Source organism: Rhodococcus sp. 06-1460-1B (assembly GCF_002258475.1).
Lineage (GTDB): Bacteria > Actinomycetota > Actinomycetes > Mycobacteriales > Mycobacteriaceae > Rhodococcoides > Rhodococcoides fascians.
The window spans coordinates 1-24,791 of sequence record NZ_NOYS01000045.1; the positions used below are offsets into that span (position 1 = coordinate 1).

At 63.2% G+C, this 24,791-nt stretch carries 27 protein-coding genes; 16 read left to right on the plus strand and 11 right to left on the minus strand.

The window, feature by feature from the left end:
* The 8 genes from CH268_RS27025 to CH268_RS28490 form a co-directional block, all read left to right on the plus strand.
* The coding region (locus CH268_RS27025) for an MmyB family transcriptional regulator (RefSeq protein WP_441347000.1) at nt 1-294 on the plus strand (294 nt) is incomplete at its 5' end.
* 85 nt (nt 295-379) lie between these two features.
* Nucleotides 380-1,459, plus strand: coding sequence for a redox-regulated ATPase YchF (ychF, locus tag CH268_RS27030; RefSeq protein ID WP_094666418.1), 1,080 nt, complete (start codon nt 380-382; stop codon nt 1,457-1,459).
* A 207-nt stretch (nt 1,460-1,666) separates the two neighbouring features.
* Nucleotides 1,667-2,638 (plus strand): hypothetical protein, encoded by a 972-nt coding sequence (locus CH268_RS27035; protein WP_141215197.1) that lies wholly within the window; start codon nt 1,667-1,669, stop codon nt 2,636-2,638.
* 354 nt (nt 2,639-2,992) lie between these two features.
* Nucleotides 2,993-3,583, plus strand: a complete 591-nt coding sequence (locus CH268_RS27040; protein ID WP_094666421.1) for a recombinase family protein — start codon at nt 2,993-2,995, stop codon at nt 3,581-3,583.
* The gene (locus CH268_RS27045) at nt 3,583-3,774 is read left to right on the plus strand and encodes a hypothetical protein (protein WP_094666423.1); all 192 of its coding nucleotides are present in this window, start codon (nt 3,583-3,585) and stop codon (nt 3,772-3,774) included. Before CH268_RS27040 ends, CH268_RS27045 begins: the two co-directional genes overlap by 1 nt.
* 1 nt (nt 3,775) lies before the next feature.
* Nucleotides 3,776-4,255, plus strand: coding sequence for a phage integrase central domain-containing protein (locus tag CH268_RS27050; protein WP_094666425.1), 480 nt, complete (start codon nt 3,776-3,778; stop codon nt 4,253-4,255).
* A gap of 55 nt (nt 4,256-4,310) precedes the next feature.
* Complete coding sequence (locus tag CH268_RS27055) at nt 4,311-4,532, plus strand: hypothetical protein (RefSeq protein WP_094666427.1); 222 nt, start codon at nt 4,311-4,313, stop codon at nt 4,530-4,532.
* A 71-nt stretch (nt 4,533-4,603) separates the two neighbouring features.
* Nucleotides 4,604-5,146, plus strand: coding sequence for a tyrosine-type recombinase/integrase (locus tag CH268_RS28490; RefSeq protein ID WP_369597526.1), 543 nt, complete (start codon nt 4,604-4,606; stop codon nt 5,144-5,146).
* Here CH268_RS28490 and CH268_RS27645 read toward each other — a convergent pair.
* The gene (locus CH268_RS27645) at nt 5,064-5,855 is read right to left on the minus strand and encodes a hypothetical protein (RefSeq protein ID WP_141215198.1); all 792 of its coding nucleotides are present in this window, start codon (nt 5,853-5,855) and stop codon (nt 5,064-5,066) included. The genes CH268_RS28490 and CH268_RS27645 overlap by 83 nt on opposite strands.
* Nucleotides 5,856-6,197: 342 nt before the next feature.
* On the opposite strand from CH268_RS27645, the gene CH268_RS27065 reads away from it, so the two are divergent.
* Nucleotides 6,198-7,205 carry a hypothetical protein gene (locus tag CH268_RS27065; RefSeq protein WP_255182520.1) on the plus strand — a complete coding sequence of 336 codons (1,008 nt, stop codon included), beginning with the start codon at nt 6,198-6,200 and terminating at the stop codon, nt 7,203-7,205.
* A 59-nt stretch (nt 7,206-7,264) separates the two neighbouring features.
* On the opposite strand, the gene CH268_RS27070 is transcribed toward CH268_RS27065, so the two are convergent.
* On the minus strand, nt 7,265-7,894 hold the full coding sequence (locus CH268_RS27070; protein ID WP_094666431.1) for a DUF4190 domain-containing protein: 630 nt from the start codon (nt 7,892-7,894) through the stop codon (nt 7,265-7,267).
* 154 nt (nt 7,895-8,048) lie between these two features.
* Between CH268_RS27070 and CH268_RS27075 the strand changes: the two genes are divergently transcribed.
* Entirely contained in the window at nt 8,049-8,666 is a 618-nt protein-coding gene (locus tag CH268_RS27075) for an O-methyltransferase (RefSeq protein WP_094666433.1), read from the plus strand.
* Nucleotides 8,667-8,691: 25 nt separating this feature from the next.
* Here CH268_RS27075 and CH268_RS27080 read toward each other — a convergent pair whose 3' ends face one another.
* The 4 genes from CH268_RS27080 to CH268_RS27095 all read right to left on the minus strand — a co-directional run bounded on the left by CH268_RS27080 (nt 8,692) and on the right by CH268_RS27095 (nt 12,677).
* Nucleotides 8,692-9,699 (minus strand): polysaccharide pyruvyl transferase family protein, encoded by a 1,008-nt coding sequence (locus CH268_RS27080; RefSeq protein ID WP_094666435.1) that lies wholly within the window; start codon nt 9,697-9,699, stop codon nt 8,692-8,694.
* Entirely contained in the window at nt 9,696-10,598 is a 903-nt protein-coding gene (locus tag CH268_RS27085) for a glycosyltransferase family 2 protein (RefSeq protein ID WP_094666437.1), read from the minus strand. Before CH268_RS27085 ends, CH268_RS27080 begins: the two co-directional genes overlap by 4 nt.
* Nucleotides 10,599-10,735: 137 nt before the next feature.
* Nucleotides 10,736-11,905: a winged helix DNA-binding domain-containing protein gene (locus CH268_RS27090; RefSeq protein ID WP_094666439.1), complete on the minus strand. Its 1,170-nt coding sequence runs from the start codon at nt 11,903-11,905 to the stop codon at nt 10,736-10,738.
* A gap of 4 nt (nt 11,906-11,909) precedes the next feature.
* Nucleotides 11,910-12,677 (minus strand): metallophosphoesterase family protein, encoded by a 768-nt coding sequence (locus CH268_RS27095; RefSeq protein ID WP_094666441.1) that lies wholly within the window; start codon nt 12,675-12,677, stop codon nt 11,910-11,912.
* Nucleotides 12,678-12,847: 170 nt separating this feature from the next.
* Here CH268_RS27095 and CH268_RS27100 point away from each other — a divergent pair, with 170 nt between their 5' ends.
* The gene (locus tag CH268_RS27100) at nt 12,848-14,194 is read left to right on the plus strand and encodes an MFS transporter (RefSeq protein WP_094666443.1); all 1,347 of its coding nucleotides are present in this window, start codon (nt 12,848-12,850) and stop codon (nt 14,192-14,194) included.
* Between the two features lie 38 nt (nt 14,195-14,232).
* On the opposite strand, the gene CH268_RS27105 is transcribed toward CH268_RS27100, so the two are convergent.
* A complete protein-coding gene (locus tag CH268_RS27105; RefSeq protein WP_239535640.1) occupies nt 14,233-14,631 on the minus strand; it encodes an ABC transporter permease in 399 nt (132 codons plus the stop codon).
* 72 nt (nt 14,632-14,703) lie between these two features.
* Nucleotides 14,704-16,077: an FAD-binding oxidoreductase gene (locus CH268_RS27110; RefSeq protein ID WP_094666444.1), complete on the minus strand. Its 1,374-nt coding sequence runs from the start codon at nt 16,075-16,077 to the stop codon at nt 14,704-14,706.
* Between the two features lie 71 nt (nt 16,078-16,148).
* On the opposite strand from CH268_RS27110, the gene CH268_RS27115 reads away from it, so the two are divergent.
* Both CH268_RS27115 and CH268_RS27120 read left to right on the plus strand, forming a co-directional pair.
* Nucleotides 16,149-17,888 (plus strand): helix-turn-helix domain-containing protein, encoded by a 1,740-nt coding sequence (locus tag CH268_RS27115; RefSeq protein ID WP_094666459.1) that lies wholly within the window; start codon nt 16,149-16,151, stop codon nt 17,886-17,888.
* Between the two features lie 59 nt (nt 17,889-17,947).
* Complete coding sequence (locus CH268_RS27120; RefSeq protein ID WP_094666446.1) at nt 17,948-18,487, plus strand: hypothetical protein; 540 nt, start codon at nt 17,948-17,950, stop codon at nt 18,485-18,487.
* 6 nt (nt 18,488-18,493) lie between these two features.
* Here the strand turns inward: CH268_RS27120 and CH268_RS27125 are convergent, their stop codons facing one another.
* A complete protein-coding gene (locus CH268_RS27125) occupies nt 18,494-19,453 on the minus strand; it encodes an SDR family NAD(P)-dependent oxidoreductase (protein WP_094666448.1) in 960 nt (319 codons plus the stop codon).
* 71 nt (nt 19,454-19,524) lie between these two features.
* Between CH268_RS27125 and CH268_RS27130 the strand changes: the two genes are divergently transcribed.
* The 3 genes from CH268_RS27130 (at nt 19,525) to CH268_RS27140 (ending at nt 22,881) form a co-directional block, all read left to right on the plus strand.
* Nucleotides 19,525-21,438, plus strand: coding sequence for an alpha-amylase family protein (locus tag CH268_RS27130; RefSeq protein ID WP_094666449.1), 1,914 nt, complete (start codon nt 19,525-19,527; stop codon nt 21,436-21,438).
* Nucleotides 21,439-21,513: 75 nt separating this feature from the next.
* Nucleotides 21,514-22,467 (plus strand): alpha/beta hydrolase, encoded by a 954-nt coding sequence (locus tag CH268_RS27135; protein WP_032369664.1) that lies wholly within the window; start codon nt 21,514-21,516, stop codon nt 22,465-22,467.
* Between the two features lie 54 nt (nt 22,468-22,521).
* Entirely contained in the window at nt 22,522-22,881 is a 360-nt protein-coding gene (locus CH268_RS27140) for a VOC family protein (protein WP_032375443.1), read from the plus strand.
* A 6-nt stretch (nt 22,882-22,887) separates the two neighbouring features.
* On the opposite strand, the gene CH268_RS27145 is transcribed toward CH268_RS27140, so the two are convergent.
* A complete protein-coding gene (locus CH268_RS27145; protein WP_094666451.1) occupies nt 22,888-23,760 on the minus strand; it encodes a PE-PPE domain-containing protein in 873 nt (290 codons plus the stop codon).
* A gap of 73 nt (nt 23,761-23,833) precedes the next feature.
* Nucleotides 23,834-24,791, minus strand: a 958-nt coding sequence (locus CH268_RS27150) for a WS/DGAT domain-containing protein (RefSeq protein WP_217900946.1), incomplete at its 5' end; no start/stop codon positions are given.

A 24,791-nucleotide genomic window follows, 5' to 3' on the forward strand; every position in this document is an offset into this window, starting at 1 on the left:
TCATCACTACGCGATGGCCCACCCACAACACGGGTACGACACGCCCGAGCTGCGGCTACGCCGCCTCACCGAATGTCCACCACCCCACGGGACTTACCCGCCGAATTCGCAGGTGCAACCAAGATCATCCAGCACCCGGCGGCGGGCACCCTGCAATTCGGAATCGAGTTTCTGACCTCGCCGAGCGCGCAGGATCAAAGTCTGATCGTCTACACGGTCGAGGAGAATTCCAGTACGGCACACGTCCTGCCGATCCTGGCCAGCTGGGACCCGAATTCGGCGATCACCACGTGACCGGCACGGCCGATCATGCCGTCGATTAGGCGCTGGCCGGGCACTGTCCGAGTTGGCCGTGTCGTCAAAGTAGACTCCATAGACCGTGAGCCTCACCCTCGGAATCGTCGGACTGCCCAACGTCGGCAAGTCCACCCTCTTCAATGCACTGACCAACAACGATGTGCTGGCCGCGAACTATCCGTTCGCGACCATCGAGCCCAACGTCGGCGTGGTCGCGCTGCCGGATCCCCGGCTCGAGAAGCTGGCCGAGGTGTTCGGTTCGGAGAAGCTCGTGCCCGCGCTGGTGTCGTTCGTCGACATCGCCGGCATCGTCAAGGGTGCGTCCGAGGGCGCAGGCCTGGGCAACAAGTTCCTCGCCAACATTCGTGAGGCCGACGCCATCTGCCAGGTCGTGCGCGTATTCGCCGACGACGACGTCGTGCACGTCGACGGTCGCGTAGACCCCACCGCGGATATCGAGGTCATCGAGACCGAACTCGCGATCGCCGATCTGCAGACCCTCGAGAAGGCGATCCCTCGCCTCGAGAAAGAGGTGCGGATCAAGAAGGACCGCAAGCCTGCGCTCGACGCGGCTCTGGCTGCGCAGGCTGTGCTGAACGACGGCAAGACGCTGTTCTCGGCGAAGGCCAAGCTCGACTTCGAGCTGCTCGGTGAATTCCAGCTGCTCACCACCAAGCCGTTCCTGTACGTGTTCAACGCCGACGAGTCGGTGCTGACCGACGACGCGAAGATCGGCGAACTCGCGCGACTGGTAGCACCCGCCGATGCGGTGTTCCTGGATGCGAAGATCGAGTCGGAGCTGCTCGAACTGGACAAGGAGTCGGCGGCCGAGCTGCTCGAATCCGTCGGTCAGACCGAGCCCGGTCTCGACGCTCTCGCCCGCGCCGGCTTCCACACTCTGGGCTTGCAGACCTACCTCACCGCAGGCCCGAAAGAGGCTCGCGCGTGGACAATTCACCAGGGCGACACCGCGCCCCAGGCCGCAGGCGTCATTCACACCGACTTCGAGCGCGGCTTCATCAAGGCCGAAATCGTCTCCTTCGACGACCTCGTCGCCGCGGGTTCGATGGCCTCCGCCAAGGCTGCTGGCAAGGTGCGCATCGAGGGCAAGGACTACATCATGTCCGACGGCGACGTGGTGGAGTTCCGCTTCAACGTTTAAGAACATTGCTGCTGGCGAGAAAACCCAGGTGGCTACTCGACGTTTCCATAAGAATTGCCAGCTCACAGGCGATGTAGATGCGCCCCGTAAGCGCACCTTACGCGGGGCGCATTAGGGCTATGAACGGCCCGCGATGGGGCTAGAACGGGGCTAGAACCTGCCTGAGCACACCCCTGGGGACCTCGTTCCTCGCGTATCTTGTCCCGTATGGCGGATGCAAGTAAGAACACGGTCTACCGAAACGTGCAGATGCAGCAGGAGCAGCAGTTAAAAGCGCAGCTCCTGGCATTGCCAGGAGCTGAGCCCAAACGACACTTCGAATCCCTGAATAGGGCGTCCAGAGTATTGTCCGGTAATGCCGAGGACTTTCATAGACTTGTTGCCAAATTCGTGGGAACCACAAATATGCCAACAGAGCTAGATGTCGACTTCGAACATGAACTGGTTAGAAGTTTTCACAATTACCTCGCTTCTGTAGGAACCTTACGAGATATTCAACGAGTCGTTCTCCGTAGCTTCTGGCCGCAAGTGACTGTTTCGGTGAAGAAGGGAAAATCCGAAAAACAGCTTTCTGAGTGGGAAAAGACTGTTTATTCGCCGAAGCTCAAGGAGGTATTCGATCCTGATGCGTCTTTTATATTGAAACTGAGGGATTACGCCGTCCACTATGCTTTGCCCGCGTTTGGCGTCGGGACATCGATTAAGTGGAAGCAAGGCGACGTGGGCGTATCCCATACTAATAGGATTAGGCTTAAAAAGAGCGAGCTGCTCAAGTGGGGTGGTTGGGGCACCGACGCCAATGCGTTTCTGTTCGCCGCCGATGACTGGATTGAATTTCTGCCTGTCGTCGAGGAGTATATGAAGTCGGTTCGGAAATTCTACCAGTGGTTCTGGGATGTCATTGAATTCGAGCAGCGGGCACAGATCGATGAGTACAAAGCAAAAGGGAAGGAATTTTGGCTTTGGTACGCGCTGAACAACGTTAGGCCGGACTGGATCGAGAAGGGGCAGCCGATGCCTCCCGACTGGCCGTCGACTGGTCCAATTCAGATGCGGCGAAAACGGGCAGCAGCGAAAATGGATCGGTACGCGAATGGAACCAGGGGATGGCGGTCAATTGAGGTTGACACAGCCGGTCAGGTGGAGGTTGGCGATTCCGACTGGCAGATTCCGGACTGAGTTTCGACACTTCTGCGCTTTCGTAACAGACGGGTTCGAGAGGCCGGAAGCGGAGCACCGGTCAGCTCTCCGGCGCTGCTGCCACCTTCGGGGCGACAGTGGCTGCAGGGTGGCCGGTCCCCGGTGCCTGAGCGTCGGCACTGCTCGCCGCTGCGGCCAACTGGTGCAACTGCCCGCATCGGCCCCTGTCAACGCGTGCGGACGCGTGTGCCGGTCGTCCTTTGGCGGCGGTCCTAGCGCGCGGCTTTTTTCTCGTCGCGGCCGCCTTGGGCTTATTCACCCCCACGATCGCTTTTACGACAACCTGCCGACCGCCGGGAGCGTTGTACCGGGCTCCGACCTTGACTCCAGTGAATCCGTCTTTCGACGTGCCGACGAAGCTCTCGGACTTCACCGAGCCGGCGAGGGTGGGAGCTATCCGTCCTTCGCGATGAGGGGCTGCGCGGTAGTCAGTTGAACCCCGGTTTGCGGGATGCGTTGGAGCAGTTGGCCGCTGGCCTGGCCGACGGGCTGGTCGTGACCAAGCTGGACCGGATGAGTCGGTCGCTGTTGCACGCGGTGGAGATCATGGAGCGCGCCCGCAGGCAGCAATGGGCGCTGATCATGCTCGACGTGCAGGTGGACACCACCACCGCTAGTGGCGAGGCCATGGCCAACATGCTGGCCACGTTCGCTCAGTTCGAGCGACGGCTGATCGGTGAACGCACGAAGGCGGCGCTCGCGGCGAAGAAGGCCCAAGGCGTTGCGCTCGGTCGGCCGCGCCAGATGCCCACGGCAGTAGCGCGGCGGATCGTCGAGATGCGTGCCACCGGCCAGACCTACGGAGCCATCGCGCGGACACTCACCGACGATCAGGTGCTCGGCCCGGCGGGACGCCCGGTGTGGCACGAGAGCACCGTGCGCCGGTTCTTCCAGTCGGTGGCACTCGCCAAGGCGGACGCCTGATGTCGAGAGTCAATCCGCACGACGGCTACCGCGAACGACGCGAGGCCGAACGCCGCGCAGCCGAAAAACTGTTCTGGCGTGAGACCGGGGCGGACTACGCCGCACTGCAAGCAACGCCAGAGAGCAACGGGCCGAACACAATCTCGGTGCCACCAATTGCCTTCACCGACGACGAACTCAAGGACTTCTGAGATGGGCGCGAACAGATACGCAATCCGAGAACAGACAACTGGCCGTGCACAGGCGAGGTGGTACGACGACACCGGTAAGCGTCGGTCGAAGACGTTCGCCACTCGGACCGAGGCAAAGAAGTTCCTCGACAACATCAAGAGCGACCGCAACCGTGGCGACTACATCGATCCGAACGAGGCGCGCCGTACGTTTCGTGAGGTGGCGGAGTTGTGGTTCCGTAGCCGCAACCTGAGGCCCAAGACCGCCAAGAGCTATCGCACCATCCTCGAACAGCGCATCTACCCAACCTTTGCCGACAGGCCGATCGGTGGGATAACCACGATGGATCTGACAGCGTGGATCACCGATCTGTCGCTCCACGGCAGGCGCATCAACCACAACAACAAAGGTGCCGCCGATCTGAAGAATCCGAACACCGTGAAAGACCGTCAGCGCCTGAGAGCGGCTGGTCGAACAACACCGCCAGAACGGGATTCCTGAGCCCGTTGGGGCTCCGCTGGCGGCGGCGGGTACCGTCGGCAATGCGGTGCGCGTGATGAATCAAGTACTCGACGCTGCGGTCCGCGCGCGGTACTTGCGAGGCAACCCGGCGAACGGGCTCACCCGCGACGACATGCCCCGCCACCATCGCGAGGAAGTGACGTTCTTGTCGGTCGCCCAGGTGGAACTCCTGGCGCAGGCGATCGAGGCAACCGCGGATGAGGCCGGTAGTGAGGACAGTGCGGCGTACGGTCTGCTGGTGCGCTTCGCCGCGTAGACAGGGATGCGAGCCGGCGAGATGTGCGGCCTCCGGTGGGAGAACGTCGACCTGTTTGCAATCGCGTAACCGTGTGCGAGTCCATCAGCACGATCAATTCGGGGGAGTGGTACGTGGTGCCGCCCAAGACCAACAAGACTCGGCACGTGCCCCTGCCGCCTGCCATGGCCACCCACGCACAAACTCAAACCGCCCGGGGAGCTTTTGCGCCGGGGATGTACGTCTGGCCGACGCCGCGTGGCATCGATGGCGAGCGGTACGGAAGTGCGCCGATGCATTGGGGCCGTGACTTCTACCTCGTCTTCTGGAAAAAGGCGGCACGACGCGCGGGCTTACCGAGTTCACTGCGCGCACACGATCTCCGACACACCTGCGCAGCCCTGCTCATCGCGGCGAACGTCCCTGCCAAGGCGATTCAGGCGCACCTCGGCCATAGCTCGTTCAAGGTGACTATGGACATCTATGGACACCTTTACGACGACGCCAGCGATGCTGTAACTGACGCAATGGGCGCGGCCTTTGCGAGACCGGCTATGGAGTCGTCTTCGGTGGGTCAATCAGCACCGCCTGCGTCGTCGGTGCAGCAGACGAGGTTGCGGGTATTGATGGGGTAGGGGTGGCGTCTTGGCTGGGCTTGAATGGCCCGAGGCCGAATGTGAGGCCGACGAACAGCCCAACAATGATCGTAATTAACGCTCCGATCCCTGCAACGATTATCGGGTGGCGCGAGATGCTGTCGGGATTTCTCAGCCAGCCGCTCCTGGGTGATGTTGCGTCAGGTGTCAGCGTCAAAGTCGAGTCGACCTCCGCTTCATTCGCCGATCGAGACGCTGACGGCGATGGAGGTTGCGCACTAACCGTCGAGGCACTGGTGCCCACTTGGAGACGAGATTGGTCGTTTGCACACGTCCAACCCGTTTCATTCCGCTGATCAATGAGCGAAGTGACGCGATTGTTAGTCGTTTCAATGAAGCCGAAAAGCTCATTATTTGCTTCGCCCGAAATTGTGACTCTGACGCTAATACCAGAAAAATTGCGGATGGTGAGTTCAACCCGACTGAGGGAGCGGGAAGTCTCCAATCGATTGTGGCGGTATTTCAAGGAAATGTACTGAGGAACTCTTTCTCCAGTTGGCAATAGCGCTTTACGGATATCTTGAACGTCGTGTAGGGAAATTCCAGACGGAGTGCTGATGAAGTAGCCCCCGGCCTCCAACTCTGTATCCAACAGGATGTCCGACAGTTCTGTCTGCAGCGCCTCCAAAACCGCAAGGGTGTCGGTGGCCTTTACGTCCGTCCACATCAGTTCTTTACTGGCCGACATCTCGACGCCCCTCAGTGTGTTCGGTCTACTCTGCCGAGAGTGTACTGACCGAGTGCGCCTCGACACCGTAGGCGTGCCCCTCCAGGGCTATAGCGGGGCTAAGTCGGCGGTCAACCCTTGCATCGATGCTGGTGGCGCACCTGCACAGCGTCAATGTAGCGTTCCGCTTCAACGTGTAGCTCTGCTCGGCCGGCCTCGTGTGGTGGCTCGACTCGTATCGGGACAAACCCGGACTGTGGCACACTCTCGGCGGTGAACAGGTCGCTGACGCTCCACGCCGAAGCCACAGGTGCCAACTGCATCTCATCGCGGATAGAGACACCATCCGGCCCTGAGATTCGCGTGACTACCGAGTCGAACTACAGCCTGGGCCATTCCGTGACTCCCTGGCTTCCTCCGCTGTTGGCAGCAGGTATGCGGCACAGGTGGGACGTCGACTTCGACGCTCCCGTGGACTCGGTGGCACTTCGCAATGCGTCGAAAGCTCAGAGTGTCCTTCGCAGCTGGTACCCGAGGCGGTTTCACAAGATATCGATTGCGGCAGAACCCGTACACAGTGTCTCCGAGGCGAAGGGCGTCGGTTGCTTCTTCAGCGGAGGCGTCGACAGCTTCTATTCGGCGATCACCCAGTCCGAACGTATTACCCACCTGATCTTCGTGCATGGATTCGACATCCACATCGACGACGAGGAATTGGCGTCGAAAGCCTTGGCAGGGGTCCGAGAAGCGGCTGCGGATCTGGGCAAACCGTTGATCGAGATCAAGACCACGGTCAGGTCGGCGCTGGGCGATCCCCTGCAGCTCGAATGGGGCGGGGTCTTCCACGGCCCCGCGCTGGCGCATGTCGGTCTGGCATTGTCGGAGCACCTGAGCACGGTCATCATCCCGTCGTCCTACAGCTACCGGCAGTTACATCCATGGGGATCCCATCCGGATCTCGACCCCCTGTGGTCCAGTGGTGCCGTTGCATTCGAGCATCATGAGCTCGAACAAGACCGCTACGGGAAGATCCGTCGCATCGGCGGGAACGAGACTGCGATGAACCACTTGCGGGTCTGCTGGGAGAACCCCGACGGGAGCTTCAATTGCGGGCGTTGTGGCAAATGCACTCGCACGAAAGTCGGGTTGGCACTTGCAGGTGCCGAGAGCGTGACGCTCCCGGGCACAATCGACGAGGACGCTGCGCGTCGGATGAAACTGATGGTCTGGGACCGACGCCAACTGCGGGACGGTCTTGCGGCGATGCAGAAGTCGGGCAATCTCGACGCCGGCGTGCGCAAGGCTTTGCGGAAAGCCATTCGTCGCAGCTACTTCCATTCGGCCGCGTCGTCTGTGCGTAGCTGCTTCTGACCTTCTGGTCCTCGATCGATGAGACTTCGGTTCGCGGGACGACGCAACCGCTCAACCGCCTACGGTCCGGGTGACCAGTAGCCGCCACCGTTCGCGCCGTCGGAGACGCAGAACATGTCGAATCCGTCCGGCGACACCGCAATCCCTCTCGCTGCGGGGTCGCATTCCGACCCTGGCTCCGCATTGCCGTCGATGATCGGTGCCGACTGCACCCAATGCGCGCGAGTCGACCCTGCATAGGTGCACTTCAGGAACGTGCCATCGGCGGAGGTTCCGTGATTGTCGACGCCCGGATCGCATGGTCCGTCCACCTCGGGCAGTGGGGCCGAGGGGGCCTCGGTCGCGTCGACGGTGGTCTCGACCGGAGTCGGTGGTTCCGTAGCAGCAGGAACTGTGAAGAGTGCGGTAGCCGGTAAGGAGTACGGAACAAGTGTTTCGACGGATGCCGACGTTCTCGGCGTGAGAGAATCGAAACCGTAGACGACAGTTGCGACCACGAGCAGTTCGATCACTCCGATTGCCAAGCCCGCGACGGCAATTCCACGACCGGCAGGTCGCCAGAAAGCCAGGATTCCGAACACTATCGCGACGGGAAACAGTCCCAGGAGAGCTGCAACCAGTGAGATCACAGCGTACGGGTTGACCGGTTCGGTTGCGCGGTTGTCACCTTTGGTGAGATCTACGGTCATCGACTCGTTCCCCGTTCACGGTGTGAAAAACTAGGTGCGGAAGGTCATTCGGTGCGAACGCTACAGGCATCGGTGTCGGCCAGGTGGCAGTTGTCGTCTGCGCGCACGATCGACCGTCGGCTACGCTCCGAAGCAGTCGAACAGGAGGACATGGATGGGCCTGGAATACCTCGAGTCGTTGGTGCATCGAACCGCCACAGCGGGGGAGCCTTTCGAGCGTGGAGCCGACGAGTCGGAACTCGGATACCTGTCCGCACTGGCCGCGAGGCCAGGCACGACGTCGATCTGCGAGGTCGGGTTCAATGCGGGCTTCTCGAGTTGGGCGTTCCTCGAGGCTTCTCCCGACGTGACCGTCGTATCCTTCGACCTGGCCGCCTATGCCTACAGTGACGCCGCGAAAGCCCATATCGACGAACACTTTCCGGGCCGACACACCCTGATCCAGGGAGATTCGCACACCACCATCAGGGTTTATGCCGAGCAACACCCGGACGCGCGCTTCGATGTAATCTTCATCGACGGTGACCATTCTGTGGAAGGTGCCCGCGCAGACCTCGACGATCTTCGTGCGCTCGCCACCCCGGAATCGGTTGTCATCATGGACGACATCACGCCGTGGCTCTGGTTCGGCGAAGGCCCGACGCAGGCCTGGCAAGAGGCCGTCGACGCGGGTCGAATCCTGCACACCAACTACTTTCGCGACGGCGAACCCGTCGACGCGGTGACTCCTCCCGCCGCGCGTGCCTGGGCCGAGGGCCGTTATCCCTTCTGAAAACGGACGGGGTGTCGACCAGCGTTCATCGTCGACTGTCTGACACGGCCTGCCGAACCATGTCGGCGGCCGCATCGGGTGTCGCTGCGAACTGAACGTTGTCGAACCGGTGCAGGTAGGCGTCGTAGATGCCGGATACTTTCCTGTTCGCGTTGTCCATCGCCACGACGCGCTTGCCCATCATCGCGGCCAATACGGCCGCATGCAGCCGATCGGTGAGCACGACGGGTGCGAGATTCAGAATGCGCTGCGCCACACGGAGGTTGAGCTTCGCTGTCTGCTCGTACGAGCGAACGAGAGCGGGGTACAGCAGGCGATTCGCCTTGGGGAAGGTGTATGCGATTCGGGTCGGCAGCGTCACCACCGTCGAGATCGCCAGATCCCTTCCGTGCAGACCCCAGTCGTACTGGACGGACGACGCGTCGACGTTCACCGAAGCATGACCGAGGCTTTCGGAATCGTCGCGCACGAGTTTCACGACGTCCACTGCAGAGCCTTCGGCGCTGTGTGCGATCTCGGCACCGAACGCCATGTCCGGGCAGTATTCGACGCGGTTGTGCGGGAAATGGGCGAGCGCCAGCTCGTACGAACGCTGTTCACGCAGCATCAGGGTGAGATCCGGGTGCTGTGCGTAGAGGGCCGCGGTCCTGTGCATGGCGTCGGCGTCGGAGTAGTCGATGCTTTGGGGCAGGCACACGATCTTGTTGCGAGGAAACCGCGCAACGATTGCTTCACGAAATTTCTGGTCCATCGGCCAGCGGTCACCGAAATTTCCTCCGCCCTGCAGAAACAGGGTCCCATCACCGACTCGTTGTTCGAGCAGATCGTGGTTGTGGGTGAACGGATCGGACACGTAGTCGACGTGCACGTCCAACCGCTTCAGGTACTCGACCTCACCGGCGTAGATGAGCGAGTCACCGGCATTGAAGTGATTCGGAAAGTCCAAGTGAGCCACCCGATCTCCGGGTGACGCATGTTGCCGCAGGACGGCCATGGTCTCTTTGCGTATCGCGTCGACTACCTCGCGTGTCATCGGGGGCTCCGTCTCAGTGGTCGGCCGAGCGCGGCCACTCGAATCCGCAGTGCGCCGTAGTGGATTCCGATGTAATGGGCCCACAGACCGCTGGGCATCGGTCGTAGTACCTTCGGCAACCACGGATTGCGAATTGTCGCGAGATACAAGATCGCCGCAGTGTGCGCGGGAATCCGGGCAAGGGACGACGGATGAGGGCAGCCCGCAGCACGGTGCTTGGTCGACAGTTGGTACGACGTGCGTCCGTACGCGCGGCCTTGCAAGAACGATCGACGAACCGTGGTTCTGATGCGGTAGGCGACCGACGCATCCGCGGCATGTCCGAGAGTGAATCCTGCTTGCTGAAGCCTCCACGAATAATCGACGTCTTCGGCACCGCCCACGAGGTCTTCGTCGAAGCCTCCGACCTCGTCGAAGACTCGCCTCCACAGCGCGAAATTGCTTCCCGGGGCGTACGGCAGGTAGGCGGTGGGAAACAGCGTGCCGTTCGGCGGGTTGTCTCGCCACGCCGTCACCTCGGGCGGATTGAGGGAATCGTGTTCGATTGCGCCGCCCACGGCGTCGTAGCTGTCGAGTGCGCGCACCATGGCAGTCAGCCACGTCGGAGAAGCGACGTCGTCGTGGTCGACGAAGGCGATGATGTCGCCCCGCGCGGCTTCTACGCCGACGTTGCGGGCGTAGGAGACGCCACGCTTGGCGGACGCGTCGACGATGCGCATCGTCAGAGGTAGAGACAGTTCTTCGAGATGTGAGCGGAGGCCGTCGGTCGAGCCGTTGTCGCTGACGATGAGCTCGACATCGCCTGTGTAGTCCTGCGCAGCAAGCGCGTGGAGCTGCTCGTTCAGTTCGGGCAAACCGTTGTACACGGGGAGGACGATGGAAACCAGACTGATAGGCACGTTGTGACCCTACAACGAAATCCGGGTGCTGTTTGGTTAGGCATCCCAACCGCAGGAGTGGGGATCACACAACTCGAAGGGTTGTGTGGCACCGCCATTTACACACACAGTTCGACTGTCACCTCGGACCGATATGGCTACGACTTTCCGCGCAGTCTCTTCTCCAGCGGCGTCGGAAACGACGGGACCACCGCGGTACCGTCGAGCAGGGCGGTGATCCGACCGGCCTCTGCTGCAACCTCTTTCGATACCGCAGACCCGACGTCCTCGAGTAATTCCGTGACCACCGAACCGGTGGAATCCACGGCCCATCCGCCGACGATGCGTCCCTCCCACCAGATGGTCGGACCGATGTTTCCGAAGGTATCGAACAGTGGGTCCTTGTGTTCGCCGAGATACCAGTGTCGGTGCTTCCACCCCATCGGAGTGGGGTCCAGGGCTGGAAGCAGTATCGCCCGAGGTGGGGAATCCTGGAACACTGTGTCGGTCAACATGATTCCGTCACCCTCGGCCAGTTCGACGGCCACGGTGTCGAGTTCGGCGACCGCCCCACGGGTCTGCGTCTTGTTCCATCCCGTCCACCATTGCAGGTCGTCCAAGGTCGCCGGTCCGAACACGTCGAGCCAGCGTCGGGCCACGTCGGCTCGGGCGGAAGTCTCGTCCAACTCGGGAATCCCGTTGGGCCACCACTGATCGATCGGTGCCCAGGCATGTCGGCGCGACGTCCACGCGCCGCGCGGCTCGACCCGCACCAGCTTTCCCTCCGCGGCCATCATCACCAACACTTCGGAGGTCACATAGCGTTTGACGTCGTACACCTTGTCCGTGGTCGGCAGCAGAGCGGTCTTCAGTCCAGGGACTGCTGCGGACAGCTCCGCCCCGGTCGCCGTACCCATCGAGCGTAAAACGGCATCGGTCTCGGCTTCGGTTGCCGCCAGCCAGGATTCGACGTCGTCGATCACCGGTTCGGTCGGCAGCGTCGACACCTGCTTGATCAACCGGGTTCGCATCGTGCGGGCAACTCCGAGGCTGGCGGCAGCGTGGATCATCGGAACGTCGTCGTGCGCGACGACGAACATCGTGCGACGCATCGCCATCAAGCGAACCAAGCTACGGCGCTCGTACATCGCGTCACGGACATCCGACAATCCCAGCGAGCGGGCGCGCACAAGCACAGAAAGATACACCGTAGCCGGATCGGTGGCATGCAGCGCGAGCAACGACGACACCACGGATTCGGCGCTCGGGGCGTCGGACAAGTGCTGCGCGACGAGCCGCTGTCGCCGCTGGGCGTCGGTGATCTTCACGGGCTCAGTGTGACTGCTCGCGGGGAGCGGGACCGACGAAACCGGTGAGAAGCGCGTCGGCGATATCGGTCATTCCGTGCGCGCGGGCATCGTAGGCGGCTCCGACGTGGTCGTACTCGACGCGCTCGAACGACACCGTCCAGCTGCCTGTGCCGTGATCGTCCAGCACTGCGTATCGGGCGTGTGGAGACCCCGATTCCATGACGTGGGGGTAGGGCTGATCGTCGTCGTACGCGGGCGCGCCGACGCTGCCCGGATTCACGACGAGCGTGCCGCTGGGGAGAGTCCACTGGCGCTGCAGATGGGTGTGGCCGCAGGCGATGACAGATCGGTCCGTGAAACCTGCTGCCCTTTCGATGATTTCGACCTCGGTTGCCTCTCGAGAGCCGTGAGGGTCCACCGAGTGCAGGAAGTACTGCTGATCATCGGTGGGTGTTCCGTGTACTGCGAGGATTCCGTTACCCAGCTCGAGCGAGAACGGGAGCGAGTCCAGCCAACGTCGATGCTCGTCGGCGAGTCGATCGTGGGCATGCCGATCCCAACTGCCCATGGAATCGGGCTCCTGCTCGAGGAGGTAGCGATCGTGATTGCCGGCGATGGTGGGGAAACCCAGTGCCATCAATCGATCCGCAGTTCGGCGCGGATGCAGTCCGCCGGAGAGCAGATCGCCGAGGTTCAACACGGAATCGACGCGTTGCCGTTCGATGTCTTCGAGGACGGCGTCGAGCGCCGCGATGTTGCCGTGAATATCGGCAATGAGAGCTACTCGCACAAGCACAGGATCGCAGCGTGGGCATTCGACTGCAACACGGCAACCCTCGTCGAGCGTTGGAGACTTCGCCCTCGGATCTCCGTCTTCGATGTGTGGTTTCTCCATAGACCCTTGCCTGATGGGTCCCTAGTGTGGTCCAAGTCACTTCCGTTCGATGGAAAGCCGAGCCCATGCCTGCAATCACGACGAAGCCCGAGATCGAAACCAGGGTGGTCAAGAAGGTCGCTCGACGCATCATTCCGTTCCTCGGGGTGGCCTACTTCGTCAACTATCTCGATCGCACCAACATCGGGCTGGCCAAGCTCACGATGAGCGACGAGCTGGGGCTCACCGAGACGATGTTCGGATTGGCGTCCGGGCTGTTCTTCATCGGCTACCTGCTGTTCGAGGTGCCGAGCAACCTGGCCCTGCACAAGTTCGGCGCACGCCGCTGGATTGCACGCATCATGGTCTCGTGGGGAATCGTGGCCGCCGCCATGGCATTCGTACCCACAGCGGGCTGGCTGTACGGACTCCGCATCGTTCTCGGCATCGCCGAAGCGGGCTTCTTCCCCGGTGTCCTGCTGTACATGACCATGTGGTTCCCGCGGGCCTATCGAGTCCGGTTGATGGGCCTGTTCATGTTGGCTCTGCCGGTCTCCTCGGCGCTGGGTGCGCCTCTGTCGAGCGCGATCATCCAGTACTGGGACGGACTGTTCGGACTCTCCGGTTGGCGCGTGATGTTCTTGTTCGAGGGCCTCCCGGCAATCGTTCTCGGTGTGATCACCTGGTTCTACCTGACCGATCGGCCGTCGCAGGCCACATGGCTGGACGACGACGAGAAGAGTTGGTTGACAGCGGAATTGGAGTCCGAGGGGTCGTCGAAGAGCGCGCACATCACCGGCTCGGTCAAGCGGGCTCTCACCGACGCACGAGTGTGGATGCTCGGGCTGGTGTACTTCGGGATCACCTACGGCCTGTACTCGCTGAGCTTTTTCCTACCCAGCATCGTCGCCGGTTTCAAGAAGACGTTCGATACCGACTTCTCTCTCGTGACAACCGGGCTGATCGTCGCGGTTCCGTTCGCCGTGGGTGCTCTCGCCATGGTGTTGTGGAGCAGACATTCGGATCGGACCGGTGAGCGCACCTGGCATGTCGCGATCCCCACGTTGATCGGCGCGGTCTCCATACCCGTTGCGCTGTATATGGATTCGCCGTTCACCACGATGATCGCGGTGACGGTCAACGCAGTCGGAGTGTTCTGCGCGCTGCCGGTGTTCTGGTACCTGCCCAGTGCATTCCTCACCGGCGCAGGCGCGGCCGCGGGCATCGCGATCATCAATTCGGTGGGCAACCTGTCCGGCTTCGGCGCGCCGTACGTGACGGGCTGGCTACTCGACGCCACCGGGAACGCAAAGGCGGGTTTGTGGGTCGTAGGCGGCGTCATGATGTTGGCCGTCGGGTTGGTATTGGGGCTGCACCGTCGCACGGTGGACCACAGCACGAGCAGTGATGCTGGAGCGCCGGTCTCGCACTGACGACCGCGTGGATCCGGTTCGGGGGCAGCGGGGCCGTCTCACGGTCCACCGTCCGAGCGAGTTCGCTGCAACATTGCAGTTACGGATCCGACGACCGTCATAGGAAGAGCAAGAATTAGCAAGTCCGAGTAGGAGTCGTACGTCACGAGCATGACCCCGGCTATGAACAAAACGACGAGGGCACCGACGGCGATCCACGAGACCAGCTTGCGCATTGCAATTGCTGCTACCGCAGGTGGCGACGCGAGCAACAGGCCCACGACAACCAAAGGCCACACTCCGAGCACGTCGACGGCACGGTCACTGCACTGGTAGGAAACACCCGCGCCGGTCTTAGAGCAAGACATCGACACGTCGAGCATTGTCAGCGACAACCCGTTCCACGCAGTCAAAGCCAACGCGGCGACGGCCATGGCCCACCACACCGATCGCACCATGCCCGCAGCATAACCGCCGGACATCGACGGTCCGGGAAGGCAACTCGGAGCCCGAAGCAGTCGCCTGCGCTTTCAGGACGCGAAGACCTTGCCCGGGTTCAGGATTCCATGCGGATCGAGTGCTTTTTTCACTGCGCGGTGCATGTCCAGCACAACTGGGTCCAGCTCCTGTGCCAGTCCGTCCATCTTGAGCAGTCCCACGCCGTGTTCGCCGGTGACAGTGCCTCCGAGTTCCAATGCAGCGTCGATGATCTCGGCGAAGGCGGCCTGCGCGCGCTCGCGCGCCGGGATGTCGTCGTGCGGAGTGATGAGCAACGGATGCAGGTTTCCGTCGCCCGCATGGGCGATGTTGGCGATCGTTGTCTCGTATCGCAGGCCGATCTGTTCGATACGCGACAGCATCTCGGGCACATGCTTCTTCGGCACACAGACGTCCTCGGTCAACACCGGTCCGAGTCGCTCCATCGCGGGATACGCCAACCGCCGAGCAGAGAACAGGGCGTCGGCCTCCTCCTGATCGGTCGATACCGCAGACCAGGTGGCTCCGGCCTCGTCGAAGCACGTCAGCATCTTCTCGGCTTCCTGGTCTCCGATGAGCCCCGGATCGTCGATCCGCCCGAGCAACACCACATTTGCCTCGACGGACAACCCCATGTTCTTCCAGGCGTCGACGGCGATGAGGCATTGCTTGTCGATCAGCTCGAGCGCGGACGGCGTCAATCCGGCGGCGGCCACTGCGGCCACGGCACGTCCGGCGTCGACGATCGAATCGAAGTACCCGGCAACGGTCCGTTGCGGATCCTGGAGCGGACGCAGTTTCAGGGTCACCTCGGTGATGATTCCGAGTGTTCCTTCGGATCCGACCATCAGACCCGCAAGATCGTATCCGGCAACGCCTTTCGCGGTCCTACGCCCGAGTCGTACCAATTCTCCGGTACCGGTGACGATCTGCATCCCCATGACGTAATCGCGGGTGACGCCGTACTTGACGCAGCACAGCCCACCGGCGTTGGTGGCGACGTTTCCGCCGATCGTCGACCACGGTGCACTGGCCGGATCCGGCGGATACCACAGGCCTTGCTCTGCGACGGCTGCTCTGAGGTGATCGTTGACGACTCCGGGTTCGACGACGGCATAGCGCTCGAGTGGGTCGATCTCCTTGATGGTGTCCATCCCGTCGAGCGCGAGCACGACGCAGCCTTCGGTGGCGTTGGCTCCGCCGGACAAACCGGTACCCGCCCCGCGAGTGACGATGGGCGCTCCGTGGGCGAGACAGGCTCGAACGACGGTCTGAACCTCCTCGGCGGTCCGGGGACGCACCACGGCAACGGGCAGAGAATACGGGGCCCACTCCGCCTCGTCGTGCTGGTAGGAGGCGATGACGTCCGCGTCGACCACGATGCGATCGGTGGGCAAGGCCGCGGACAGTTGTTCGACGAGCGTCATGTTCTCGACTCTAGCTGTGAGCTGGGTCTCGGCCAATGTAGGTTCTCTCTATGTCCGCGGAGAAGTCATGGATGGAACTTCTGCTCGACGACGCGTCGATCGATCGTCTCGACGAGCACCGGAAGGCATTTCCGGGTGCCGAGGCGCACGCAGCTCTGCGGCTTCGCGCCCTGCTGGATCAGCGACGTCAACGCAGCACGGAGTTGGCGGCACTCAATGACATCGCCGTGCGACTGACGACGGTGCGCGACAACCGTGCTCTTCTCCAAGAGGTCGTCGATCAGGCACGCAGGCTTCTCGGTGTCGACCTCGCCTACATGGGATCCGTACAGGGAGACGAGTTCGTCATCGACGTCACCAGCGGAGCCCTCACTCCCCGGCTCGTCGGCCTTCGGCTCGAACAGGACGCAGGGCTCGTCGGACTCATCGTGCGCAGTGCGTCGCCGTCGTGGACCCCCGACTACCAGAGCGAGCCGGCGTTCCAGCACATCACCGGTGCGGACAGCGCGGCCCGGTCGGAGAACATGCGCGGTCTGCTCGGCGTGCCGTTGCGGGTGGGCGATCGAGTGATCGGCGCATTGTTTGCATGCAAGCGCCAGGAACGCGACTTCGCAGACAGTGAGATCGCCCTGCTCTCGGCGCTGGCCGCGCACGCGGCCATCGCCATCGAGAACGTACGGACCATCGATCGGCTCGAGACGCTGAATGCCGAATTATCGGAACGCACAGCCGAACTCGAACAGACACTGCAGTGGGACCGAACGTTGACCCAGGTGGTCCTGCGCGGCGGCGGCGTACGGACACTGGTGCGCGAGATTGCTGTATTGACCGAGCGTCCGGCGTACTTCGTTCCGGATGCCGCTGCGGTTCCCGCGGCACTGGCGGTCCACTCGGTGGAGGTCGACGAACTGCTACGCATGTGTGGCGACGGCAAGGACACCGTGTCGACGACGTCGATGACGGCTCATCGGGTGGCCGCAGCCGGTCAATTCCTCGGCGCGCTGATCTCGATCGGACCGGACGATGCCAGGACGCGTCTGCTGCTCGATCGAGCCGCGCCTGCAGTGGCCCTGTCACTCGCCGAGGAGCGAGCTGCCGCCGATTCCGCGCGGCGCGCCCAGGATGCGTTCCTGGTGGACCTGCTCTCGCACCCGGCGTCCACTCCGGATGCCGAACGGCGACAACTCCATTTGGCCGGACTTGCCCCCGACACGGCTTACTGTGTAGCCGTCGCGCAGGGTGCGTCGAGAACCAAGCTCGGCCGATTCCCGACAGGATCTGTTGTGGCGGAGCAAGGTTCGAGCCTGATCGTGGTGGTGCCCGCGCGCGATTCGGCGACGGTCACACCGATGTTCTTCGCCAGTGCCACCGTCGGAATCTCCGAGCCGAGCACCGGACCCGAGGCGCTGGCAAAGGGCTATCGGGAAGCTCGGCAGACCGTCGACGTGTTGGTCACCCTCGGCCGCGAGGGGGAAGCATGTTCGGCGCGGGGGCTGGGAATCTATCGAATTCTGCTCAGCCACTTGGCGCGTGAACATCTCGACGAACTCACGCAGGAAAAGTTGGGTCCGCTGTTGGCCGAGCAGAACAAGCGCGGGGTTCCGCTGATGGAGACACTCTCGACCTATCTGGCGCGTGGACGCCATCATTCGGCAACCGCGTCGGTTCTCGGGGTGCATGTCAACACGCTCTATCAACGACTCGACGCGATCGACCGCCTGATCGGAACGCACTGGCGCGACCCGGACAATGCTCTCGATCTTCAGGTCCTGATGCGGCTGCGCAGATCGGCCGACCTGCTGGGTCTGTGACGTCGATCGGGCTCTTCGGATCGGGGCCAGGCTCGCGGTGAGTCGGATAGCGTCGGGTCATGGCAGTCGACTTTTCGTGGTCTCAGTTTCTGTGGATAGTCTTCGTTTTCGTCGGCGTGCCGTCGACCTTCTGGGCGCTCCTTCTGTGGGCTCTGTTCTCGAGACTGCGAGAGGGGCCGGGGAAGGGATCTATGGGGTTATGGGCCACCGGATCGATTGCTGGCGCATCGGGTTTCGCCGCGTGTGCAGGGTGGCTGAGCTGGTCTGCCGACTATCGGGGCGAGTTCCGTGGACCGGGTCTCCCGGCCCCGAACGCGTTCCCGTCCTGGCAAGTGGCCGCGTGCGGGGCGACGGTGGTGTTGCTGTGCCTGCTGGCCGCGCATCTGTCGCGATGGGCGAATACCGGCGGACACGTCGCTGCGCTGGGTACGACCGCTGGGTTCTCGACGGCGTTCTGCGTCGACGCGAGCACCGATGTCACCGGGCAATCGGGCGTGGGTGTCATCCTGTGCATGATGGGCTGGGGTACCAGCTTGACACTGCTGATACTCGTTCGGAACGTGGTCGGTGGGCGAAAGCGGCCGGCAGTCGAGCCGTAACTGACGTCAGATCTCGATTCCCGTTGCCTCGACCACATTCGCCCACAATGCATCCCGCACCCGCGCGGAATCTCCGCGCCAGGAGGGATAGTGCGTCGGCCGCGGCGCTCGGTCGTGCCAGAATGTGCCGGTGCTGGTCAACGCGGGATCGGCGGCCACGAGCCAGACGATGGTGTCGGCACCGTCGTCGGCGCTGCGCAGAATGGGCTTCATCACCGAATCGAACAGTGGCATAGAGCCGGTGACGCCCGGCGTGGACGCCCAGCCCGGGTGCATGCTGTGCACCACCGGATCGTCCTCGAGTGAAAAGCGTTCGGCCAGTTGCTCGGCCACCACCACCTGCATTCGTTTCGTTCTGGCGTACGCCGTCATGCCGGAGTACTTACCGTTCTGGTACTCGAAGTCCGGGTTCTGCAGCGGCACCGCATACATGCCGCCGCTCGATACGAACACCACCCGCGATCCGGCGTCGAACAATTCTCTCAGTCCCACCGTCAGCGCGACCGGTCCGAGAACGTGCGTGGCGAAAGCGGATTCGTGACCCTGCGCGGAGAGTCGTCGTGAATCGGGCATCACCCCGGCGCAGTGCACGAGTGCATGCACCGCTGTCAGTTCGGACGCCAATGCCGCGATCAGGGCCGCCACCGAATCGAGATCACTGATATCGCACTCACGCACCACGAGCGAGGCGTCGGGCACTTCGGTTCGGATGGCAGCAGCGGCGGCGTCGAGTCGCTCGGCCGATCGTCCGACCAGGTGCACCCGCGCTCCGAGGCGGGCGAGCTGCTTCGCGGTAGCTGCTCCCAACCCCGAGGATGCGCCGGTCACCACCATGTCGATGGGGGAGGCGAACGGTAACGGATCGGCGGCCCAGAATCGCCGACGCACCGTGGCACCGATTCGGGAGTAGCCGGGAACGACGGCTCTGTCGAGAATCGTGTCCACCGTGCGGCTCAGCAATGACATGCTGCGCCAGTACCCCGGGGAGTCGGGATGTATGCGCGTCGGCAGCGACTGCTCGATGCCATGATGAGTCCATGGCGCACACCACGGTCTCAGACGTCACCCGCGACATCCTCGCGGAACTGCCCGCCCATCGACGCGAGACGTTCGAGCTCCGCCTCGAACAGTGGTTTCCCGATCTGCACGACGCCGTCACGGCTGTCTACCCCGAGCCTGATGCAGTGGCTGCCACGCTCGTGGAGATCGCCGCCCGTGCGTACGCGGAACGGTCCGAGGATCTGCACAGACTCGATCAGCGTCGACTGCTCGAACCCGATTGGTTTCAGCAGCCGGACATGTTCGGCTACGCCTGCTATGTGGACCGTTACGGCGAGACGCTGCGCGGAGTCGGTGAACGACTGGATCATCTGACCGATCTGGGTGTCACCTACCTGCATCTGATGCCGTTGCTTCGACCGCGGCCGGACGACAACGACGGCGGCTACGCAGTGATGGACTATCGCGCGGTGCGAGAAGATCTGGGCACCAACGAGGATCTGCGTACTCTCGCCGAGACTTTGCGCGGACGTGGTATCAGCATGGTGGTCGACCTGGTCCTCAATCACGTTGCTCGCGAACATGAATGGGCTGTCAAGGCGCGAGCCGGCGATCCCGTGTACCGCGACTATTTCTTGATCTACCCCGATCGGACGACCCCGGATTCCTACGAGCGCACCCTCCCCGAGGTATTTCCGGACTTCGCGCCGGGCAGCTTCACGTTCGACGACGAACTCGGCGAGTGGGTGTGGACCACGTTCAACGAGTGGCAGTGGGATCTGAACTGGGCCAATCCGGCTGTGCTGGAGGAGTTCGCAAGCATTGTGCTGCACCTGGCCAATCTCGGGGTGGAAGTGCTCCGCCTCGATGCGATCGCATTTCTGTGGAAGCGGCTCGGCACCAACTGCCAGAACCAGCCCGAAGTGCATGCGATCACCCAGGCTCTCCGAGCGACCGCTCGCCTTGCCGCTCCGGCAACGCTCTTCAAAGCCGAAGCAATCGTCGGCCCACGCGATCTGTTGCCGTATCTGGGGCAGGGCAGACACACCGGGCGAGTATCGGACATCGCCTACCACAACTCGCTGATGGTGCAGGTCTGGTCGATGTTGGCCACGGGCAGTACGGCTTTGGCGCGTCATGCCCTGGCGTCGTTACCGCCCACGCCACCGAGTGGCACCTGGGTGACCTACGTGCGATGCCACGACGACATCGGCTGGGCCATCGACGACGGTGACGCAGCGTCGCTCGGACTGTCGGGTGCAGGTCATCGGCATATTCTGGCCGACTGGTACTCCGGCGAGTTCGATGGTTCCTGGGCCGAAGGGCTTGTTTTCCAGTACAATCCGGACACCGGGGATCGCCGGATCAGTGGAACCGCAGCCGCGCTCACCGGTCTGGGCCCGGCCCGCCTGGATCCCGACGGCGCGTTCGGGCGAATCTTTCTGTCGCACGCCATCATTGCCGGATGGGGCGGCATTCCCGTCGTGTGGAGCGGTGACGAGCTCGGCTCCCCGGGAGACCTGAACTGGGCAGACGAACCAGCTCATGCCGAGGACAACAGATGGGTGCATCGACCCCGCGTCACCGACGCCGACCGCGCCGGCCGATTTCAGCAGGGGAGCGACGCCCAACGAGTGTTCGACGGCATCGCTCGCATCGCGAAGGTGCGCTCCGGTCTACCGATGTTGCACGCCGAGGCGCCGGTCGACGTCCAGACCGAATCCGACGACGGCCTGCTCGTGGTGCGCAGACGTCATCCCAGCGGCACCCTGGTGGGGCTCTACAACGTCACTTCTGAGCACCGCCCGTTCCCCCATGCGCAGTTGATCGAGCTCGGCATCCCGGCCCCCACCGAGGTGCTATCGCAGCACGACCTGGCGGTCGACGACAACGGATCGGTATGGCTGCCGCCGTACGCGGCCTGGTGGATCGTCGACAGCCCGTCGCGCTAGAGGACGCATTACCGTGACCGAGCTGTTACCCTCCCCGGGACGGTGGGGCTGGATACGAACAAGGGGACAATCTCGATGCGCGGTCGGTTACGAAGTACGGTGCTCGCTCTGGTAGCGGTCATGGTCGCCACGATGGCAACGGTGCTGATGGGGACCGGCGTGGCGAAAGCCGACTCCGAGCTGGTCTACGTCTACTCGCCGTCGATGGACAAGAACATCCCGATCAAGGTGCTCCGAGCTGCTGGTGGCGGCCCTGCACCCACGCTGTATCTGCTCGACGGGCTGCGTGCGCCCGAGGACAACAGCGGTTGGCTCATCGAAACAGACGTCGAGAGCTTCTTCGCCGACAAGCACGTCAACGTGGTCATTCCGTTCGGCGGCGGCGGCACCTTCTACTCGGACTGGCAGCGCGACGACCCCAAGCTCGGACGGGTGAAGTGGGAAACGTTCCTCACCCAGGAATTGCCGCCCTTCATGGCCGATCGTTTCGGGAGCGACAACGTCAACAACGCCGTGGCCGGCCTGTCGATGAGCGGCACCTCGGCACTGAACCTGGCGGCTCACCGGCCGGACTTCTACAAGGCGGTGGCGTCGTTCAGTGGCTACCCGACGGCCAGCAGCCCCGGATTCGCTCAGGGCATCTCGGTCGCCGTCGGCGAGATGGGCGGCAACGCGCGCAACATGTGGGGCACCTGGCCGTCGGCAGACTGGATCCGCAACGATCCGTCGCTCAATGTCGGCGCGTTGCGCAACACGGCAGTCTTCGTTTCCTCGGGTAGCGGCTCACCGGCCACGGACCCGGTGTTCAACCCGGCCAGCAGCCGCTTCGATCCCGTCAAGTTTGCGCAGATGGTGCCGCTCGAAACCGCCGCAGGCATGAGCAGTCGGGCATTCGTTCCGTTGTTGCAGGCTGCAGGCGGTCGACCCAACGTCAAGATCACCGGCACCGGCGTGCACTGGTGGAACCACTGGCAGCAGCATCTGCACGAGGCGTGGTTCGAGACCATTGCCCCGGCAGTCGGCGGTTGATCGACAGCGAGTAATCGATAGTCCGACCCGGGTGATTCTCGCTACGATTCCGACATGAATGCACCCGTCATCGCCGTGGACTACACGGTTCTCGACTGTCCCGATCCGGCAGCGCTCGCCCGGTTCTACAGCACGATCCTCGGCTGGGAACCGGTGCGCGACGACGGAGATTGGGTGGTCGTCCACGGTCCGGGCGAACTCCGGTTGGCCTTCCAGAAGGCCCCCGACTTCACCCCGGTCGACTGGCCGAACGACGGCATCAAGATTCACCTCGATTTCGTCGTCGACGAGATGGAACGGGCCCGCGACTTCGTCGTCGAGGCCGGAGCGACGTTGATCGACGACGCGCACGAGTCGTTCTGGGTGTACCGAGACCCGGTCGGCCACATCTTCTGTCTCTGCAAGAGAGACTGATCTGCGTTACGCGACCTGCGCGGCCGGCAGAGCTCGGCCGAGCCGATGATCCTCTTGCTCGCCGAGCCAGCGGGCGAGAACCTGGCATCCGGTGAGGCCGTCTGCGTACGGCTCCGACGCGTAGGCGATGTGTCGACCGCCACCCGAGTTGGTCCACACCCATCGTCTCCAGCCGAGCGACGTGGGCAGGTACCCGGACACCTCGGTGGCCGCGGTGCGGAGGCGTCGAACATCCTTCGCCCACTGGGCGGGTCGTAGGCGAGTGCGAGTCGCGTTCTGAAAACTGTTGCTGCGCACTAGTAGCCAGAGTTCGCGCAACCAGGTCTTGGGCGTGCGGAACGACATCCAGCGCGTCAGGTCGGCGATATCGCGAACGAGGCTGTCGTCGCTGGCATTGCAGATCATGTCCGACGCGAGAGCTATCCAATGGGTGGGAATCGACTCCGGCAGAGCCGGCCCGGTTCCGGCAACCCCGCGGCCGGTGCAGCCGGGCACCGCACCGGCCGGCTGCTGTGGATCCGAGACCAGACCGGCCGCGACGATGCGGCTGCCGTCGACGATTCCGTCGTGAACGAGGCCCAGTACTTCGCGAACGACCGTGGCTCCCTGCGAATATCCGATCAGAGCGAGAGGGCCAGTGGTGTTCTCGATCGCGCGACGCAGGCGACGAACTCCGAGTTCGGTGCTGTGCCGGTAGCTCAGTCCCCCGAACGCAACGGGCCCGTACGACGCCGGGTAGCCCACCCAGCGGCCGACGAAGCGATCGTCGAGTGCGCCGACGACACACGACAGGAGACCGGTGACGCGGGTCCGATGGTCGGCCGGACGCGATTCGCCGGTGCCGCCGACCGCGAGTACGGTTACCTGCTCCTGGTTCATGGTTACCGAGTGTGGCCGACGAACCTGAGCCGAACGCCCGACAAATGCTGAGAACTGTCTGGCATTGACGCGTTCAGCTCAGTGCGGCACGTACGTCGTCGAGGCCATCGCGCAGAAGTGTCTCGTAGCGATCCGGATCCGGTACGGCCGCTCGGTTTGACGTCACGCTGATGGCGACGGTGTCGCCGATACCGTGCACGCCGTGCGTGAGGCTCATGGCAGGGGAGAGGGCAGGGAACCCTGCCGTGAATCGAACGTGCCCGCCGCCGAGCGTGAGGTCCGCTGCACCGCGAGAGACACTGGATACGACCGTGTTGCCCGTGACGGTCGGCGGCACCGCAGTCGGATCGAACTGTGCGACTCCCCACGCCGCCAGGAATGCCGGGACATGGCGTTCTGTCTCGTTCTGAGATGCGCGGGCTGTCAGCGACACCGGGTGACCTGCTCGCGCTCTGCGCTCGGCCAGGTCTGCGGCCACGAGTCGGCTGCGAGTCCGCAGGTCCGGTTCGGCGGGAAACAAGCCGACGCCGACGTTGCCGAAGTTGTTGCGTGCGCCCACTGCAGCCGTCCGTGCGACGGTGACCTCGGCGGCGAGATCGGCCGGATTCTCGAGAAAGTGTTGTAGTGCAACGGAAATGGCCGTCAGGGCAGTGACGGTGATCGAGGTGTCGGCGAACTGGAGAGCCGACTTGGGCAGCACGATCGTTCGCAGATCCGTCCGGTCCGTAGGCGCAACGTCGAGAGTCGTCAACGCGCGAGAACGTGCAGGAGGAGGGACCGAACCCGACGCGGTATCTTCCTCCAATCGCAGTGCGTCGCGTCGCGCCCGAATGCCGGCGCGAGCCATGCGCACTACTCGCACAGGCAGAGTCAGGGCGGCAACGGCGGCGGTCAGGGGTGCGGGTGGCGCAGTCGGTGTAACGGGCCGAGAGGGGTAAGTCCCGTGGGGTGGTGGACATTCGGTGAGGCGGCGTAGCCGCAGCTCGGGCGTGTCGTACCCGTGTTGTGGGTGGGCCATCGCGTAGTGATGA